Source organism: Paraclostridium dentum (genome assembly GCF_012922555.1).
GTDB classification, from domain to species: Bacteria; Bacillota; Clostridia; order Peptostreptococcales; family Peptostreptococcaceae; genus Paraclostridium; species Paraclostridium dentum.
The window spans coordinates 79,707-98,053 of the sequence record NZ_WIPK01000002.1 but is presented as its reverse complement, the minus strand read 5'-3'; the positions used below and the strand labels follow the sequence as shown (position 1 = coordinate 98,053).

General features: G+C 28.0%; 17 protein-coding genes. 1 reads left to right on the top strand and 16 read right to left on the bottom strand.

Going from position 1 to position 18,347, the window contains the following annotated elements:
- Nucleotides 1–99: 99 nt before the first annotated feature.
- Nucleotides 100–663, bottom strand: a complete 564-nt coding sequence (gene yqeK / locus GFJ41_RS06425) for a bis(5'-nucleosyl)-tetraphosphatase (symmetrical) YqeK (RefSeq protein ID WP_021429946.1) — start codon at nt 661–663, stop codon at nt 100–102.
- 2 nt (nt 664–665) lie between these two features.
- Entirely contained in the window at nt 666–1,355 is a 690-nt protein-coding gene (gene nadD, locus GFJ41_RS06420; protein WP_021429846.1) for a nicotinate-nucleotide adenylyltransferase, read from the bottom strand.
- Between the two features lie 137 nt (nt 1,356–1,492).
- Between nadD and recX the strand changes: the two genes are divergently transcribed.
- Nucleotides 1,493–2,134 (top strand): recombination regulator RecX, encoded by a 642-nt coding sequence (gene recX, locus GFJ41_RS06415; RefSeq protein ID WP_035114577.1) that lies wholly within the window; start codon nt 1,493–1,495, stop codon nt 2,132–2,134.
- A gap of 67 nt (nt 2,135–2,201) precedes the next feature.
- On the opposite strand, the gene GFJ41_RS06410 is transcribed toward recX, so the two are convergent.
- The 14 genes from GFJ41_RS06410 to rplU form a co-directional block, all read right to left on the bottom strand.
- Entirely contained in the window at nt 2,202–4,145 is a 1,944-nt protein-coding gene (locus tag GFJ41_RS06410) for a KUP/HAK/KT family potassium transporter (protein WP_170074919.1), read from the bottom strand.
- A 144-nt stretch (nt 4,146–4,289) separates the two neighbouring features.
- Entirely contained in the window at nt 4,290–6,674 is a 2,385-nt protein-coding gene (locus tag GFJ41_RS06405; protein WP_170074918.1) for an ABC transporter permease, read from the bottom strand.
- Nucleotides 6,667–7,350 carry an ABC transporter ATP-binding protein gene (locus tag GFJ41_RS06400; protein WP_170074917.1) on the bottom strand — a complete coding sequence of 228 codons (684 nt, stop codon included), beginning with the start codon at nt 7,348–7,350 and terminating at the stop codon, nt 6,667–6,669. Before GFJ41_RS06400 ends, GFJ41_RS06405 begins: the two co-directional genes overlap by 8 nt.
- A gap of 80 nt (nt 7,351–7,430) precedes the next feature.
- Entirely contained in the window at nt 7,431–8,672 is a 1,242-nt protein-coding gene (locus GFJ41_RS06395) for a sensor histidine kinase (protein WP_170074916.1), read from the bottom strand.
- On the bottom strand, nt 8,669–9,361 hold the full coding sequence (locus tag GFJ41_RS06390; protein WP_035114586.1) for a response regulator transcription factor: 693 nt from the start codon (nt 9,359–9,361) through the stop codon (nt 8,669–8,671). The genes GFJ41_RS06395 and GFJ41_RS06390 overlap by 4 nt, the downstream gene beginning before the upstream one ends.
- 96 nt (nt 9,362–9,457) lie before the next feature.
- A complete protein-coding gene (locus tag GFJ41_RS06385; RefSeq protein ID WP_035114589.1) occupies nt 9,458–11,401 on the bottom strand; it encodes a KUP/HAK/KT family potassium transporter in 1,944 nt (647 codons plus the stop codon).
- A 173-nt stretch (nt 11,402–11,574) separates the two neighbouring features.
- Nucleotides 11,575–12,333: a MerR family transcriptional regulator gene (locus GFJ41_RS06380; RefSeq protein WP_170074915.1), complete on the bottom strand. Its 759-nt coding sequence runs from the start codon at nt 12,331–12,333 to the stop codon at nt 11,575–11,577.
- A gap of 188 nt (nt 12,334–12,521) precedes the next feature.
- Nucleotides 12,522–13,787: a cation:proton antiporter gene (locus GFJ41_RS06375; RefSeq protein ID WP_170074914.1), complete on the bottom strand. Its 1,266-nt coding sequence runs from the start codon at nt 13,785–13,787 to the stop codon at nt 12,522–12,524.
- A gap of 216 nt (nt 13,788–14,003) precedes the next feature.
- Nucleotides 14,004–15,338, bottom strand: coding sequence for a CoA-disulfide reductase (locus tag GFJ41_RS06370; protein ID WP_170074913.1), 1,335 nt, complete (start codon nt 15,336–15,338; stop codon nt 14,004–14,006).
- A 188-nt stretch (nt 15,339–15,526) separates the two neighbouring features.
- On the bottom strand, nt 15,527–15,895 hold the full coding sequence (locus tag GFJ41_RS06365; RefSeq protein WP_021428595.1) for a YhbY family RNA-binding protein: 369 nt from the start codon (nt 15,893–15,895) through the stop codon (nt 15,527–15,529).
- Between the two features lie 30 nt (nt 15,896–15,925).
- Nucleotides 15,926–17,203 (bottom strand): GTPase ObgE, encoded by a 1,278-nt coding sequence (gene obgE, locus GFJ41_RS06360; protein WP_021428640.1) that lies wholly within the window; start codon nt 17,201–17,203, stop codon nt 15,926–15,928.
- 129 nt (nt 17,204–17,332) lie between these two features.
- On the bottom strand, nt 17,333–17,617 hold the full coding sequence (gene rpmA / locus GFJ41_RS06355) for a 50S ribosomal protein L27 (protein ID WP_021428632.1): 285 nt from the start codon (nt 17,615–17,617) through the stop codon (nt 17,333–17,335).
- A 14-nt stretch (nt 17,618–17,631) separates the two neighbouring features.
- Nucleotides 17,632–17,949 (bottom strand): ribosomal-processing cysteine protease Prp, encoded by a 318-nt coding sequence (locus GFJ41_RS06350; RefSeq protein WP_025162085.1) that lies wholly within the window; start codon nt 17,947–17,949, stop codon nt 17,632–17,634.
- A gap of 11 nt (nt 17,950–17,960) precedes the next feature.
- A complete protein-coding gene (gene rplU / locus GFJ41_RS06345) occupies nt 17,961–18,272 on the bottom strand; it encodes a 50S ribosomal protein L21 (RefSeq protein ID WP_021428602.1) in 312 nt (103 codons plus the stop codon).
- Nucleotides 18,273–18,347: the final 75 nt, after the last annotated feature.

Sequence of the window (18,347 nt, the reverse complement as noted above, 5' to 3'; positions counted from 1 at the left end):
AGTGTTGACCTGTTATCGCTATTATTTACACTTCTTCAATTTATTAATTCTATATTATTATTAATTTATACTTATTGTGATTTATTTTATAAAAATTATTTATTTTTCTAAAATAAAATTTCTAGCTTCTATTGTTCTAGGATGTATTATTTGTTTTCTATCTATTACTAACTTTATAGTATTATCGAAAGATTGTAATAATGCCTTATCCATTTGCCCGTTATAAGCTAACTCTCTTAGTTCTTCTACTCCAGGATAATTTCTATTTTCTTCAATTATATCCGCTATGTATATAATTTTTTCTAGCATGTCCATATTAGATCTTCCTGTAGTATGATACCTAACAGCAGTTACTATATCTAAATCATCTATAAAAAATTCATGTCTAACTAAAACTGATCCTATTATACTATGAGATAATGCTAAGTTTTCTTTTTCATAATCATCTAAGTATATTTCATATTTTTTTACATAATACTCAACTTGTTCTTGGCTTAAATATTTTGCACAATCATGAAGTATACCTGCTAGGTATGCCTTTTCTTCATCATATCCATATATCTTACTTAACTTTACTGCGCACTTAGCAACACCTTCAGAATGTAACATTCTATTTTTAGGTAGCATTTCATTTAATTTAATTATTAAATTTTGCGAATCCAAAATTATTCAACTCCATTTGTATATATTTTTTTTTCATAAATATAAGATTCCACACATTCAGGTATTAAATATTTAATAGATTTACCATTTTTTATATGGTTCCTTATATAAGTTGACGATATATCCAGCGAAGGAACATTTACTGACCTTATATTAGCATCATATCTAGATTTTAATCTTTCTATTTTCATTTTAGCTTCATTAGAATTTATTCCCGGTCTATTTGCTGCTATAAAAGTTGCTAACTCAAAATTTTCCCCAACATTTTTCCAACTTTCCATATCGCAAATAGTATCAGCTCCAGTTATAAAGTATATATTAGCATTTGGATAAATTTTATGTAATTCTTTTAAAGTATCTATTGTATAAGTTCTAGTATTTCTATTTATCTCCATATCCGAAACAACAAAATCATCATTATTCATTGTAGCCAATAAAACCATATTATATCTATCTTTTTTATCCGTTCTTAGTTTTGATTTATGAGGTGGGTTACCAGTTGGTATAAAAAGTATTTTATCAAGATTATAAGTTTCTCTTACATATTCTGCTGTTGCTAAATGTGCATAATGTATAGGGTCAAAAGTTCCTCCCATTATACCTATATTTACATTCTCATTTCCCATTTTATGAAAATTTGACTTTAGGTTGTTAAAATTTTTCGCCTTTAATACTAATTCATCAATTCTCATTAAAAATCTCCTTTTGTCCTTTATACTTTTATTGTATCATTAATTTTAGCTTCTTTGATACAATTATTCTATATTTTACGGTATAATTTTGTACATGATTAAAATGCATTAAGTTAAGTTTTTTTAAGGAGGTAGTTATGTCTATAATAACAAAAATAGAAGCTCAGAAAAAAAATGAAGATAGAGTTAACATATATTTAAATGAACAGTTTTTTATGGGAATTTACAAAGAACTAGTTTTTACGTTAAACTTAAAAAAAGGAATGGAAATTGATGAAAATGTATTAAAAGGTTTACTACATGATGAAATGTATATAAAAGCTAAAAACAAATCTTTATCTATACTTTCTAAAGCACCCCAATCAGAAAAGAATATAATAAGCAAATTATCAAATGACTTTGATGAGGATATTATAGATGAAGTTCTAGTCTTTTTAAGAAAGTATAATTTCGTAAACGATGAAGATCTTGCTCAGAGAATAACAAATACAAACTTAAAAGTTAATAAGTGTGGTAAAAATAGAATAAAACAAAACTTATATAATAAAGGTATTGATAGAAATACGATAGATTCTGTTATGTCTGATATAGATAGTGATGTAGAGTTTGAAAATGCAATGCATTTAGCTAAAAAAAGATACGAACGTGTAAAGAATGAAGATAGAAATAAAATATATCAAAAAATTTCTCAACACTTAGCTTATAAAGGATTTAGTTATGACATTATAAAAAGGGTTTTAAATAAACTTCTTAATTATGATGAGTCAGATTATTGTTAAATAAATTATGGAGTCTTCAAAACAATTACATTTTGAAGACTCCATAAATTTTTAATACTTATATATTCTAATTTACTCGTTTAAGTTTAATCTTTTTAATCCTACCTATAGTTATAGGTACTTTTTCTACTTCAACAATACTTGTATCTATACCGAACCATTTTTCAGGAGATACAGTGATTTTCTTTATAAATATTTTAAAACTCATTATTAAATTATCCCAATTTGATAATTGACTTTCCTTAGAAATTACTTCTTCTAAAATTATAAATTTAAAATCACCTACATTTTTATCTTCATCATTATTTATCATGTAATCTTTAACATCAAATGATAGTTCTCCCGAAGCAATTAAATCCTGTATTACTTCACGTAAAAATACATTTACTCTCTGCTCAACTCTAAATCCTACTTCAACCTCTATACTAAATATCTGGTTTGGTTGTATTGTATGAACCCTATAATTCATTGTGTACGGCTCATCTGTTACCTTTACATGTAAGAACCAATAGTATCTTGAACGTTTTGGCCTCTTATTAAATATCGAATGTAGGATTTTATTCTCTACATAATTTCTATTTTGAGACTGAGTTAGATATACTGTATGAGTTGAATATATAGGTATATCTGTATCTTTCTTTATTGCATCAAATTTATCTAAATGATCAAGTATTTTACTAAATCTATTGTGCTTTCTTTTTATAGTTGCCCCATGAATCCACACATACATAATAAGTATTATAATTAACCCTATTATTAATGTTATATATCCACCTTTGAAGAATTTCGATAAGTTGGCAAATAAAAAGCTTATTTCTATTCCTCCAAATACAACTAAAACAAATAAACTTAATACACGTCTTTTTTTATTATATTTTTCATATTGAGACAGTAATATAGTTGTCATCAACATAGTAACTGTTATCGCAAGTCCATATGCAGCTTCCATATGTTCTGACTTTTTAAAATGTAAAACTAGTAATATACATCCTATCCCTATTAAATAATTTACTGAAGGTATATATATTTGACCCTTTTCTTCGTTTGGATATCTAACACTAAGTCTTGGGAATAAATTCAATTTTATAGCTTCTGATATTAGTGTAAATGCTCCTGTTATAAGAGCTTGGCTAGCTATAATAGCTGCTAGTGTAGCTATTATTACTCCCGGTATAATAAACCAACTTGGCATTATTAAGAAAAATGGATTATCTTTAACTACATTTCCATTATTTAAAATAAGCCATGCTCCTTGACCTAAATAATTTAACACTAAACATATTTTTGCAAAAACCCAACTATAATAGATGTTTTTTCTTCCACAATGTCCTAAATCCGAATAAAGTGCTTCTGCTCCTGTTGTGCATAAGAAAACAGCTCCTAATATATAGGTTATACTAGGGCTATTAATCAATAGTTTTATCCCATAGTATGGATTTATTGCTTTTACTATTTGTGGACATTTTATAATTTGAGATACACCTAATAGTGCTAGCATCAAAAACCAAGTAAACATCACAGGTCCAAACAACTTTCCAATCTTATTTGTTCCAAATTTTTGGAATGAAAATAAAAATGCCAATATACAAATAACTATTATTACTATTGTATCAGTATTTAACTTATATATTAAATTTAAACCTTCAATAGCTGAAGTTACCGTCATAGCTGGTGTAATCATTCCATCAGCCAAGAGAGCTGCCCCACCTATAACAGCAGGAACAACTAGCCACTTAGCTCTTTTTCTAACTAATGTGTATAGTGAAAATATACCACCCTCACCATTATTATCTGCTTTAAGAGTTAAAACAACATACTTTATTGTTGTTTGTAAAGTTAATGTCCAAAATACTAAAGATACTCCACCTAATACTAATTCCTCAGAAATATATCCTCCGTTAGTCCCTAGTATAGCTTTCATAACATATAGCGGAGATGTTCCTATATCTCCATATACAATCCCCAATGCTATTAACAATGATGCTATACTTACCTTCTTCCTGGTGCTCATAAATATTATTCCTTCTTTCACTTTAGATAATTATAGTTCCAAGCGACTATATTGTATGTATATTAGTATTTATTTTTATATAAGTCTAGCAATTTAACTATTACTTAACATATTTAACATAATTAACATAAAACATTTTTTGTTTTATTCGTTGTATCTAACCCTATCAATTAAAGATTCTTTATTAAAATTCTTACTTATTATATAAGTTAATGCTAACTGTGCAATTACTATACATAAAACCATAGTTAAAATAGGAATAAGCGGGAATGTGTACGATGCATAAGAAGCTCCAGTTTTCCTAAAAACATAAACAGCAATATATCCTAACCCACTTCCTAATGTTAAGGAACTTAAAAGCATAGTCCCTGTGTAAAACATAGCTTCGATATTTAACATTTTTATAAGTTGTTTATCTGTTAAACCTATAGCTTGTAACATTCCTAATTCTTTTTTTCTAGTTATTATGCTAGTTATCATAGAGTTAATTAAATTCATAAATCCTATAACCCCTATTATTATAACCAAACTATATCCTATAGATTTAGTCATTCCTATAATCATATTATTGGATTCTATTTCATCATCTATATATCTAGCGTCTATATATTCATTCGACTTATCTAAGTTTTTAATAAATTCTTTTACATCGTCATAACTGCCTTCAGCAACATGTATACCTAAATTGTCAGTTGTGTCTGTTTTAAACAACTTTTTAAATGCATCATCGTGAATTGTAAAAATACCCGGTCCTGATGTTATAGCTTGAATTTTAAATGTTTTATCGAATTCATCTTTTCCATCATATAATGTTAAAGTTATGTTATCTCCTGCTTTTATCCCAAACTCTTTTGCTAATTCTGGATAGGTGAAAAGTATCTCATCTCCACTTTTCAACTTTTCGATATCTATTTTCCCATCTTCAAGATAAAACTCTAAATCCTCTAAATCTTTCTCATCTATTCCAGATAAATGTTCATATTTATATTCATTTCCAAAACTTTTAACTTGAACTTTAGAACTGTTCCCACTTTCTAAACTCACAACTCCATCCATATTTAAAAGTTCACCTCTAAAATCTTTACCTAATGGGTTTTTAGTTTGTAAAATATTAAATTCAGTGTTTGGACTATCTTCTTCTCCAAAAGTATATCCTGATAAGTTTATACTTATATCATAAGTGAAATGTCTTTTTGCCATTTTTTCAGCATCTATACAATTTAAAATGCTAGCCATAACAACAAATATTATTCCACTTAATGAAAGTGATATTATAGTTACATAAGTACGTTTTTTATTTCTTTTTAAATTTGCATTCGAAAGTCTTTTTATATTTATATATTTATATCCTTTTCTAGTTTTAGATTTTGTTTTTATATCTCCACTATATCTTACAGCATCAATAATAGATACTTTTGATGCAACCTTCATAGGCTTTAACAAAGATATAAACACGGTTAAGAAACTTACTGCCATCACACCTATTATTATTGGAAGTTTTTGTACATCTGATCCGTGAAAAAATAAATTTACTAATACAAATTTATTTATTACATACCCTAATACAATTCCTAGTGGTATAGCTATTGTAGATAAAAATATTCCTTCTTTTAAAACAATTGATTTTATTTGTTTTTTTGTAGCTCCTATAGCTCTAAGTTTTCCAAACTCCTGAACTTTACTTGTTATTGATAGATAAAATATATTGTAAATTACTAATATACTAGATAATATAACTATAATCGCTATTGTAGATCCCCACATCATAACCTGAGTATCTGGCTTTAAGGTATTTATATAATCTTCATTTACTTTTATACTACCTTTTGGTATATCTAAATCCTTACCTATTTTTTCTACTTTTGATATAAGTTCTTCCCCAGATAATTTATTTTCACCTTTTATAGTTACAAGTACACTTGAAAGTTCTTTATCCATGTCTCTAGTTGATTCCATATAATCTTTCGATACTATTCCTGAATAAGATTTTTTAAGTTTAGACATTTCATTTGCTTTTGTAATTCCAGTTAATATGAACTCTGACTTAGTAATCCCCTTTTTTGTAAAATCTTCATATTCTAAATTAATCTTTTGACCTAATTTTTTTTCATATCCCATTTTTTCTAAAGCTAAATCATCTAAAACAATTTCATTTTTTTTAATTGGAAGTTTTCCATCTATAAAAATTTTGTTATTAAATTCTGAAGCATTATTATCCATATACCCTATACCTATTTTAGTCTCATCTTCATAACCCTTACTTCCTATCCCATTTATAATTCCAACTTTTTCAATTTGCGAATGAGCTTTAATTTGCTTTAGTTTTTGCTCATCTATCTTTCCGTAAACTCCATGTTGAGTTCCTGAGTACTTCCTAACATTTTCTTTATTTAGAAAATCCCAATCTGCACAAGTCAATCCAACAGCAGTTAAAAGTGTAGTTGCTAGAATTATAGTAATAATAATTAGTGTAGATTTTGACTTATTTTGTTTTAAATTGCTTTTTGCTATTTTAGTAGTGTTAATCATTTATAACACCACCTTTTAAGACCTTTCCATCTTCAATATATATAACCCTATCTGCCATTTGTGCTATAGTTTCATCGTGAGTTATCATAACTAATGTCTGATTATATTTCTTTATCATAGATTTTAGTAAACTCATTACCTCATCTGATGTTTTTGAATCTAAGTTTCCAGTTGGTTCATCAGCTAATATTATAGACGGTCTAGTTGCTAATGCACGAGCAATAGCAACTCTTTGTTGTTGCCCTCCTGATAAAGTATTTGGAAGTGACTCTTTTTTATCACTTAATCCTAAAGCATTTATTATATCGTTTATAAACTCTTCATCTACAGTTTTATTATCAAGACCTATAGGAAGTACTATATTTTCCCAAACATTTAGCGATGGTATCAAGTTATAATATTGGAATATAAATCCTATTTTTCTTCTTCTAAAAATAGCTAAAGATTCATCTTTTAATGAAAATATATCCTTACCATCTATAAATACTTTTCCATCTGTCGGTCTATCTAGCCCGCCTATCATATGTAATAGTGTACTTTTCCCTGAACCTGATTTTCCTACTATAGCTACAAATTCTCCTTCAATTATTTCTATGTTATTGTCATCAATTGCTTTTACTAAGTTTTCTCCATTTCCATAATATTTTTTCAAGCCCCTAGTTTTTAATATACTCATATAGTTTACTCCTTTTCTTTTTCTTACTTTTTATACTTTAATATTAAGCTTTAAGTCTTACGTAACACTTTCATAAAGTCTTACAATTTCGTAAGAAACAAAGAAAATTTACTACCTTCACCTTTTTGAGATGATACAATTATATTTCCACCTTGGCTTTCAAGTATTTTTCTGCTTAAATAAAGTCCAACCCCTGAACCTTCTAACTCTTGAACTTCTTCACTTCTATAAAATCTTTTAAAAATATTATTAAATTCATTTTTATCAATTCCAATTCCATTATCTTTTATATCAATCCTCATAAAATTTATAGCATCTTGAACATATATATCTATTTTCCCTTTTAAGTTAGTATATTTAACTGCATTATCTAAAATATTAAATATACATTCTTCTGTCCACTTAGAATCATGAGGTACTATTTTATCATCAAAATCATTTAAATTAATAGATATACATTTATTAATAGCTTTTGGCTTTACACTTTCTATAGCCTTAATAATTGTGGATTTTATGTTTTTATTTTCTTTTTTTATACTTATCATACTTGTTTCTAATCTTGATATGTTTACTAAAGACTCAATAAGACTGTGCAATTTATTTATAGACATACTACTTGTTTTCAAAAACTCAGTTCTATCTTCCTCATCTAAATCTTCTTCTAATAACAATGAATTATATAATTTCAAAGACGCTAATGGAGTTTTAAGTTGATGTGATATATCAGTTACTAGCTCTTTTATATTTTCTTTTTCTTTATCTAAATCTTTAATTTTAATATTTATACTTTTTGATAATTTATTTAAATCTGAATGAATTATATTGAATATACCTTCTTCTTTGAAATCATCTTTTATATTGTATTTCCCATGAATTATACATTCTACATTTTTACTTACTTTATCTAATTTATTAAATACATATTTCATCAAATTGCACATTATTAACATTATTAATATTATGATTCCTACAAAAACAATTAAATTATTTACCAGGAAATACTTTATATGTTGTTGAAAATTTATATTTTCTATCATTTTATAATTTTTATCATATCCATATTTTTTCAATACCTTCTCGCCTAAATCACTGTAGTCTTTATCATTAATATATATACTATTTACTATGTCTGCCTCAAGCTCTGGGTGTTCACTTACTATAGACCCCACAATTTTTTTATTTATATTTAATTGTTCTAAATATATGTTTTTTAAATTGTTATATTGATTCATGCTAAATATAAATAAAATCGTTATTAATCCTATCCCCATATATATATATATACACTTCACAATTGGCTCTCTTCTTAATAAATCTATCATTTTTTAATACACCTCTTTTCAAAAGTGTATCCAATCCCTCTTATATTTTTTATAAATTTAGGAGTAGATGGGTTATCTTCGACCTTTTGTCTAAGTCTTCTTATATTCACTGCTACAGTATTCTCATCTACATAATTTCCATCAATATCCCACAACGCTTCCATCAATTGTTCTTTAGTTACAGTTTGACATGAGTTTTCCATTAAATACTTAAGTAACTTACTTTCATTTTTACTAAGAACTATTTCATTTTCTTTTTTTGTAAGCTTGCTATCTACATAGTTAAAAGTTATACCATCACAACTTATGCATGTTTCATTGCTAGAGTTTCCAATTCTCTTCATAATTGCATTTACTTTAGATATTAAAATAATTAAACTAAATGGTTTTGTAATGTAATCATCCGCTCCAACATCATATCCCGTAACTATATCAACTTCTTGATCTAATGCAGTTAGCATTATTATATGAACATCACTTATAGTTCTTATATATTCACAAAACTCAAACCCATCTCCATCAGGAAGTCCAATATCAGATATAATCAAATCAATTTTCTCATTTAAAAATATATCTTTAGCTTCTTTTATACTAAATGTTGTAAATACCTTATATCCTTCTCTTTTTAATTTAAAGCTTATTCCCCTATTTAAAGACCTATCATCCTCTAATAATAAAATATATCCCATAAAACGCTCCTTTATATTATCCTTTTACATATATTTTACTATGAAATCATTACAAACAAAAAGAAGTTATCTAAAAATAGATAACTTCTTTTTCTATTAACGAACTCTTTTCAATTCAACTTTATTTCTATGACCTATAGTTATAGGGACTTTCTCAACTTCTACTATACTTGTATCTATTCCAAACCATCTTGATGGTGAAACTGTTACTCTTTTTATAATCACTTTAAAACTCATTATAAGATTATCCCATTTTGAAAGATTACTTTCATTAGATAATGCTTCTTCAATTAATACAAATTTAAAATCTCCTACATTTTTATCTTGGCTATTATCCAACATATATTCTTTAGGTGTAAATTCTAATTCTCCTGTTGATATTAAATTTTGTATAACTTCTCTTAAAAAAACATTTATTCTTTGGCTAACTCTAAATCCCAGTTGAAATTCTATACTGAATATTTTATTTGGCTTTATTGTAAATACTTTATAGTTCATTGTGTATGGCTCATCAGTCACTTTAACATGGATAAACCAATAATACTTAGAACGTTTTGGTCTCTTATTAAATATAGAATGTAGTATTTTATTTTCCACATATTTTCTATTTTGTGATTGAGTCAAATAAACTGTATGTGTTGCATAAATAGGTAACTCTACATCTTTATCTATAGCTTCAAATTTATCTAAATGATCAGAAATTTTACTATACTGACTATATTTTTGTTTTATATGAGCCCCATGTATCCAAGTATACATTATGAATATTATTATCAATCCTATACATAATGTTATATATCCACCTCTAAAGAACTTAAATAAATTCGCATATAAAAAGCTCAGTTCAATACATCCAAATACTATTAATACTACGATGCTTAACTTTGGTTTTCTTCTATTGTATCTTTGGTACTGTGATAATAGTATTGTTGTCATTAACATAGTTACTGTAATTGCAAGCCCATATGCTGCTTCCATATTTTCCGATTTTTTAAAATACAATACTAATAATATACAGCCTATACCTAATATATAGTTTATTGCAGGTATATATATTTGCCCTTTTTCTTCATTTGGATATCTAACTCTTAATCTTGGGAATAAATTTAATTTTATAGCCTCTGATATTAAAGTAAATGATCCTGAAATCAATGCTTGACTAGCTATTATTGCTGCTAATGTAGCAATTATAACCCCAGGGATAATAAAACTTTGTGGCATTATTAAGAAAAATGGGTTTTGACTTATTTGTTCTCCATTTCTAGAAATTAACCAAGCTCCTTGCCCTAAGTAATTAAGAACTAAGCATACTTTTACAAAGGTCCATGTATAATATATATTTTTTCTTCCACAATGCCCTAAATCTGAATAAAGTGCTTCTGCTCCTGTTGTGCAAAGAAAAACAGCTCCTAAAATATATGTGCTTTTAGGACTTTCAATTAATAGATTTATAGCATAATAAGGGTTTAATGCCTTAACTATATAAGGATTTTGTACTATTTGACTAACTCCAAGTATAGCTAACATACTAAACCAAATAAACATCATCGGTCCAAACAGCTTACCAATTTTAGCTGTTCCAAATTTTTGGAATGAAAATAAAAATATTAAAATAAATATGACTGTAATAACTACAGTCTTTGTACTTAACGTCCATATTAAGTTCAACCCTTCAATAGCTGAGGTAACTGTAACAGGAGGTGTAATCATACCATCTGCTAAAAGTGCTGCTCCACCTATAACAGCTGGAATAATCAACCATTTAGCTCTTTTTCTAACTAGCGTATATAAAGAAAATATGCCGCCCTCTCCATTATTATCTGCTTTAAGGGTCAATATAACATACTTTATAGTTGTTTGAAGGGTTAAAGTCCAAAAAACAAGCGATACCCCACCTAATACTAATTCATTAGAGATGTACCCACCATTAGTAGCCAATATAGCTTTCATAACATATAATGGCGATGTTCCTATATCTCCATATACAATTCCTAAAGCTACTAAAAGTGATGCTATACTAACCTTTTTACTGCTGCTCATATCGAGATTCCTTTCCTAAATAAGTAATTAATAATTTGAACATATTATATTCTCATTGTCATTTATTGTCTATCTCTATATAAAGCTATTTATTAATAACTTATTAGCAAATGCAGCAGTATTTTCTTAAATTACATATCTTCCTTATATTTTCCTATATAATTCTCACGTTTTTATTTGTGATTATCACAGTATACATTAATTCCATCACTTAAGAATTGAGCTAATCCTGATTTATACTTATCTATATTTTTTGTAAATCTCTCATCTGCTACATACATTATGCCTAAGCCTCTAAATATTTCTATAGTACAGTCATAAAAATTTTCACTTATATGATTTCTCCATTTTTCAATCACAATTTGCACTTCTTCATCTGCAGGAGATTTATCCATCAATTGTGCCAATTCTTCATAAATTTTATTAGCTTCATCGCTTATTTTCTTCCAATCTTTTTCTCCATATGAACTAGTTTTTTGTTTACATTCACTATAAGCATCACTATCCCCATACTTTCTCTTTGTTTCATCTTGATATTTTTCCTCGTGCTGTTTAATTTTTTCATAATCAAATACCTTAAAATCTTTTTTACTCATACTCTTATTTCCTCCTAAATCATTTATTTGTTCATCAATAGACTGAATTATATTATTTAATCTATTTCTTTTTTCTAATATCAATTCTTTTTGAAATGATAAAACTTCTTTCTTATTTAAATTTTTATCATCTAAAATTTTTTTAATTTCATTCAATGGAAAATCCAATTCTTTAAGCGTTAAGATTTGATATAATCTTTTTATATCCTCATCGCTATATAGCCTATAGTTCTTTTCAGTTTTTTTACTAGGAATTAAAACTCCAATTTTATCGTAATGGTGAAGCATCCTAATACTTACTCCACTTAGTTTCGAAACTTCATTTACTTTATACATATTTACCTCCTTAAAAGTATATTAAGGTATTACATAGTGTTAGAGTCAATAATAATTTTAACCTATTTTTTACTTTCACAAAAACATTAGTATTATTATACTCCATAAGTTATCCTCAAATATTAGTTAAGTATAATTTCCTTAAGCGTAAAAAATAGGATGTCTAAAAAGACATCCTAACTTGATTTTTATGCAGCTTTTTCTTGCTCTAAGTTCTCTTCTTTAAACTCTAATACATCTAACTTTTTAGCTACTAGCTTAGTAGTACTAGCTTGAACTATTAAAGTTATTAGTATTGTCATAAATACTATCGAAGATATTATCTCGTATCCTGGAACTTTCATCGATACAACTATACCAGATAATGCAGCTGGTATAACTCCAGTTTCTCTAACCCACATCATAAATAATTTATCGTTTATTTTCCATTTAGCTTTAATATCAAATACTGTACAAATTAATACTACTAGTGGTCTTGCAATAAACATTAAAACTAATACTACTATCAAAGAAGGTAACCAATATTGAGCTAGTGCTCCTAGATCAACATGTGTACCTAATACCACAAATATTGACATACGACATAAAGATGCTACACTATCTCTAAAGTGATGTTCAGATTGGAAAGATTCTTCAGGAACCCATAATCCAAATAATTTTTTATTTCCAGCTATAAGTCCAACTATAAATACCGCCATATATCCACTTCCATGTAAATATGTTGCTATTTCATAAGCTAATATAACTTTAAGTATAGATATTATAGGTGCGTATGAATGGAATATTCCCCATTTATTATCACATATAAGAACTGAGAATACATATCCAATAATAACCCCCACTATAACTCCTACAACAACTGCTACTAATAGCTCTTTTACACTTTCTCCTGCTGAAAAACTTCCTGATGTAACTATCGCAAGAAGTGTGCTTACAATTATAGCTCCTACTGCATCGTTAAATGCCGACTCACTTACTACTGTTTGCTTTATTTTATCTTTTATAGTAACTTGCTTAAATACTGGTATAAGTGCTGCAGGGTCTGTTGATGCTATTATTCCTCCTACAAGCAAAGATGTCATTATTGGAAGTCCAAAAATTTTATTAGTAGCAAATCCTACTACTATAGTTGATATTACAACTCCTAATGTTGCTAATAGTCCTACACTAACCTTTACTTTATTTAAAACTTTTAAGTTAACTTCTCTACCACCTTCATAAAGAATAAATGCCGATCCAAAAGTTAATATAAGATTATTTTCTATAGGAAATGAATCTACACTTATTAAGTTTAAAACTGCCGGCCCTATTATGATTCCTGCTATTAAATATAGTATTACATCTGGTAATTTAAGCTTTTCACTTAATTTACCTAATATGACTCCTATTACAACTATTGCTGAAAATATTATTAATAAATTATTGGTAGCAATAGCTTCTACTGTATTTTCCATATATATAACCTCCATCTATGATATAAATTAATTTATCTTATCAATTCCAAGTATTATTTTACTATTGCTTTTATCATAAGTAAAATAAATATTATAAGTGGTTATTATTTATATTTTCAATGATTATTTGAAACTTTCTATTAAATATATTTTCCTTAAACGCAAAAAACTGATAGTAATACTTTAATAAGTATTACTATCAGTTTTATATTTTAATTATTTAGATACATTACCTGCTACATTAAGTATATCCCATGTTCTTGCAAATGGTGGTGCATAACATAAATCTAGCATACCTAATTGGCTAGTTGTTAATTTTCCAAATATAGATGCAGCTATTACATTACATCTTTGAACAGCATCTTTATATCCTGCAACTTGTCCTCCTAATATGACTTTTGTATCAGCATCATATACAAGCTTTACATACATTTTATTTCTTCCTGGATAATAATTAGTTTGGTTAAAGTCTGATATAAACTTAGATTTAACCTTTATTCCTAACTTTTCTGCTTGTACTTCTGTTAATCCTGTACATGCAGCTTCCATATCCATAATTTTTATACAACTAGATCCTAAAGACCCTTGGAAACTATTATTAGCTCCAGCTAAATTTTCTCCAACTATTCTTCCTAATTTATTAGCACCTGTTGCAAGCGGAACATATGAATCTTGTCCTGTTACTATATTTTTTATAGTTGCACAGTCACCCGCTGCATATATGTCTTCTACTGAAGTTTTTCCAAACTCATCAACAATAATTGCTCCATTTGGTAGCATATTAACTTTACTATCTTTTAAAAATGCTGTGTTCGGTCTTACTCCAGTTGCTATTATAACTAAATCTGCATCATATTCACCTTTATTTGTTATAACCTTTTTAACTTTTTCTTCTCCAACTAACTCACTAACTATTTCCTGTAATCTTAAATCAACATTATGAGTTTTAATTTCTTCTTCTAATATATCAGTAAGTTCTTTGTCAAATACTTGAGGTAAAATTCTATCTTCTAGTTGGAATACAGTTACTTCTTTCCCTAATTTTTTAGCTGCTTCAACTGCTTCAAGACCTATAAATCCTGCACCAATTATAGCAACTTTTTTTATTTCATCTCTATTCATTAGTTCTTTAACTTTTATACCATCATCTAAACTCTTTAATGTTGACACATTTTCAAGTTTAACATTTTTTATAGGAGGTATTATGCTACTAGCCCCTGTTGCTATCATTAATTTATCATATGAATCTTCAAATATTTCTCCATTTTTTACATCTTGAACTTTTAATTTTTTTGAATCAGTATCAATTGAAGTTACTTCATGGAATATTTTTAAGTCTATTCCACTTTCAACAAACTTTTCAGGCGCTCTTGCTATCATATTTTGAGGATCATCGAAGAAACCACCAACAAAATATGGAAGTCCACATGCTCCAAATGATACAACATCTGTTTTTTCATATACAACTACTTCATAATCAGGTTTCATTCTTTTTAATTTTGCAGCAGCACTCATTCCAGCTGCTACTCCACCAATAATTACAACTCTCATCTCTTTTCTCCTTAAAAAATAATGTATTTTAAATAAATTTCTTAATTTATTATATCTAGTTTTAAATTATAATATAGCAGTTACCCATTATTTATGATATATTAACACATTTCAATCATTTTTTCTACTTTTTTGAATTTTAAAATTTCACAAAAAAAGATACCCAGTTAAATTGGGCATCTCATAAATTATCTTCTAGATTTTTTAGTTGGTCTTCCTTTTTTAGACACTGTATTATCAACTTTTTTAGCTTTCGCTTGCTCGTGTCCTGGGAATATTATCTTTGGATCTTCTTCATTTCTTTTATATATAGTAAACTTAAATCCTATAGCTTGAACAAATTCTGCTCTTATAGCTTCGCATATAGCATTTGCAGTTTCTTTAGCATCTAATCCAGCATTTTCTAATATAGAAACTTTAACTATTTCTCTAGCTTTTAACATATCTTCTAATTGATCTAAAAAGCTTTCTGTAACTCCTTCTTTACCTATTTGAGTTATAGGTTTTAAAGTGTTAGCAACAGATCTTAAGTATGCTCTTTGCTTACCTTTTAACATGTGTCCACCTCTTTACGTCTTTAATTAATTTTAATTATAGAATTCGAATTCTATATCGTATATCTTAACAGTATCTCCATCTTCTATGCCCATTTCTCTTAGTTTATCAAATACACCTTGAGATTCCATAGATTTTTGGAAGAACTGAACAGATTCCATATCTTCAAAGTTAACAGAGTACATTATTCTTCTTAAAGCTTTACCTGTAACAACATATACTCCATCTTCTATTTCAACTTCTAGTCCATCTTCAGTTTCTTGAACTAATTCTGGTCTATACATTTCTTCTTCAGTTACTAACTCAACGTCTTCAACTTCGTTTAATAATTGAGCAACGTAAGCTATAACATCATCAATTCCTTGTCTTGTTGCTGCAGACATCTTGAATACTTTATATCCTCTTGACTCTAATTCATTCTTAAAGTTTTCAAAGTTACTTTCATCTTCCATTATGTCTATTTTGTTAGCAACAACAACTTGAGGTCTAGTAGATAACTTTTCATTATATAACTTTAACTCATCATTTATTTTATCAAAATCTTCTAAAGCATCTCTGCCTTCTATTCCTGATATATCAACTATATGGATTAATACCTTAGTTCTTTCAACGTGTCTTAAGAAATCATGACCTAATCCTATACCTTCTGCAGCACCTTCTATAAGTCCTGGTATATCAGCAAGTACAAAACTTTCGCCAAACTTAGTTTGTACAACTCCTAAATTTGGTGTTAAAGTTGTGAAATGATAGTTAGCTATTTTTGGTTTAGCTTTAGTTACTACTGATAAAAATGTTGATTTACCTACATTTGGGAATCCTAATAAACCAACATCAGCTATCATTTTTAACTCTAATATTATCCACTTTTCTTCTCCATCAGTTCCTGATTTAGCAAATGCAGGAGCCTGTCTTATTGCATTGGCGAAGTGTTGATTTCCTCTTCCACCTCTTCCACCTTTTGCAACTACTGCTTCATCGCCTTCTTCTTTTAAGTCAGCTATTATAAGACCTGTTGCTTCGTCTCTTATTATTGTTCCTGGAGGAACTAATAAAACTAAATCTTCACCGTTTTTACCAGCTTGTCTTTTTTTAGTTCCATCTCCACCAGCTTGTGCAGAATACTTAGTTTGATATTTAAAATCCATTAATGTTCTTAATCCTGAATCAACTTTAAATATTATACTAGCTCCACGACCTCCGTCTCCTCCGTCTGGTCCTCCTGCTGGAACGTATTTTTCTTTTCTAAAAGATACTGATCCGTTACCACCGTTTCCAGCTTTTACAAATATCCTAGCCTTATCTATAAACATATTAATTCACCTTCTTTTTTAAAGCTTTTTTATTTATATTTGCCACAATCTATAATATAAATTCTCTCCGAGCTATTTTAATCATTATATTTAAAAAAGGAGTGTATGAACACTCCTTTTTTTAGCGTATTACTCAGCAACTGGGTATACACTTACTTTTTTTCTTTTCTTGTCTTTTCTTTCGAATTTAACAGCACCGTCAACTAATGCGAATAAAGTGTCATCTCCACCTTTACCTACGTTAGTTCCTGGATGTATCTTAGTTCCTCTTTGTCTAACTATTATACTTCCAGCAGTTACAACTTGTCCATCGAATCTCTTAACACCTAATCTTTTAGAAACAGAATCTCTACCGTTCTTAGAAGATCCTACCCCTTTTTTAGATGCAAGTAATTGTAAGTTCATTTTTAACATTCTGGAGTCACCTCCTACTTTTTTAGAATTTTTATATTTTTTGGGTATTCCCTTTTAATTTCACTAATAGCTAATTGAAAATGTTGTAGTAACAATTGAGCTTTGTCTAGATATTCATCTTTAACAATGCATTCAATGTGACCTTCTTGGCCTATAACTTTATCAAATTCAATTTTCTGCAATTTACTTAAAGAATTTATAACTGATAATGCATTGGATGTAACCGCAGCACATACAATATCAGAACCAAGTTCTGCATAGTCAGCATGTCCATTAAGACAAAAACCTTTAAGCATGAAATCGTCGTTTTGATAATATTTAACTTTTATCATGGCAATTACAATTAAGCGTTTATTTTTTCAACTACTAACTTAGTGTAAGCTTGACGATGTCCGTTCTTTCTTCTGTAGTCTTTTTTAGCTTTATATTTGAAAACTATAACTTTCTTAGCTTTACCTTGCTCTACAACTTTAGCAGTTACAGATGCACCATCAACAGTTGGAGCTCCAACTACTAAGTTTCCATCTTTAGAACAAGCTAATACTTCGTTTAAAGTAACTACATCACCTTCGTTAGCGTTTAACTTCTCTACGAAGATTACATCACCTTCAGCAACTTTGTATTGCTTTCCTCCAGTTTTAACTATAGCGTACATAAATACACCTCCTCGGTCTCAAACTCGCCAATACAAGGTACTCATAAGAGATTTTCAAACCTTTATTGAGCGGCA

What these genes read in the sequence shown, in the direction of transcription:
- GFJ41_RS06350 (WP_025162085.1), bottom strand. Translation starts at nt 17,949, where the DNA reads ATGATAAAAGTTAAATATTATCAAAACGACGATTTCATGCTTAAAGGT.
- rplU (WP_021428602.1), bottom strand. Translation starts at nt 18,272, where the DNA reads ATGTACGCTATAGTTAAAACTGGAGGAAAGCAATACAAAGTTGCTGAA.
- GFJ41_RS06380 (WP_170074915.1), bottom strand. Translation starts at nt 12,333, where the DNA reads ATGTATAAAGTAAATGAAGTTTCGAAACTAAGTGGAGTAAGTATTAGG.
- recX (WP_035114577.1), top strand. Translation starts at nt 1,493, where the DNA reads ATGTCTATAATAACAAAAATAGAAGCTCAGAAAAAAAATGAAGATAGA.
- GFJ41_RS06370 (WP_170074913.1), bottom strand. Translation starts at nt 15,338, where the DNA reads ATGAGAGTTGTAATTATTGGTGGAGTAGCAGCTGGAATGAGTGCTGCT.
- rpmA (WP_021428632.1), bottom strand. Translation starts at nt 17,617, where the DNA reads ATGTTAAAAATGAACTTACAATTACTTGCATCTAAAAAAGGGGTAGGA.
- GFJ41_RS06375 (WP_170074914.1), bottom strand. Translation starts at nt 13,787, where the DNA reads ATGGAAAATACAGTAGAAGCTATTGCTACCAATAATTTATTAATAATA.
- GFJ41_RS06405 (WP_170074918.1), bottom strand. Translation starts at nt 6,674, where the DNA reads ATGATTAACACTACTAAAATAGCAAAAAGCAATTTAAAACAAAATAAG.
- GFJ41_RS06365 (WP_021428595.1), bottom strand. Translation starts at nt 15,895, where the DNA reads ATGTTAAAAGGTAAGCAAAGAGCATACTTAAGATCTGTTGCTAACACT.
- GFJ41_RS06390 (WP_035114586.1), bottom strand. Translation starts at nt 9,361, where the DNA reads ATGGGATATATTTTATTATTAGAGGATGATAGGTCTTTAAATAGGGGA.
- GFJ41_RS06400 (WP_170074917.1), bottom strand. Translation starts at nt 7,350, where the DNA reads ATGAGTATATTAAAAACTAGGGGCTTGAAAAAATATTATGGAAATGGA.
- obgE (WP_021428640.1), bottom strand. Translation starts at nt 17,203, where the DNA reads ATGTTTATAGATAAGGCTAGGATATTTGTAAAAGCTGGAAACGGTGGT.
- GFJ41_RS06385 (WP_035114589.1), bottom strand. Translation starts at nt 11,401, where the DNA reads ATGAGCAGCAGTAAAAAGGTTAGTATAGCATCACTTTTAGTAGCTTTA.
- GFJ41_RS06410 (WP_170074919.1), bottom strand. Translation starts at nt 4,145, where the DNA reads ATGAGCACCAGGAAGAAGGTAAGTATAGCATCATTGTTAATAGCATTG.
- nadD (WP_021429846.1), bottom strand. Translation starts at nt 1,355, where the DNA reads ATGAGAATTGATGAATTAGTATTAAAGGCGAAAAATTTTAACAACCTA.
- GFJ41_RS06395 (WP_170074916.1), bottom strand. Translation starts at nt 8,672, where the DNA reads ATGATAGATTTATTAAGAAGAGAGCCAATTGTGAAGTGTATATATATA.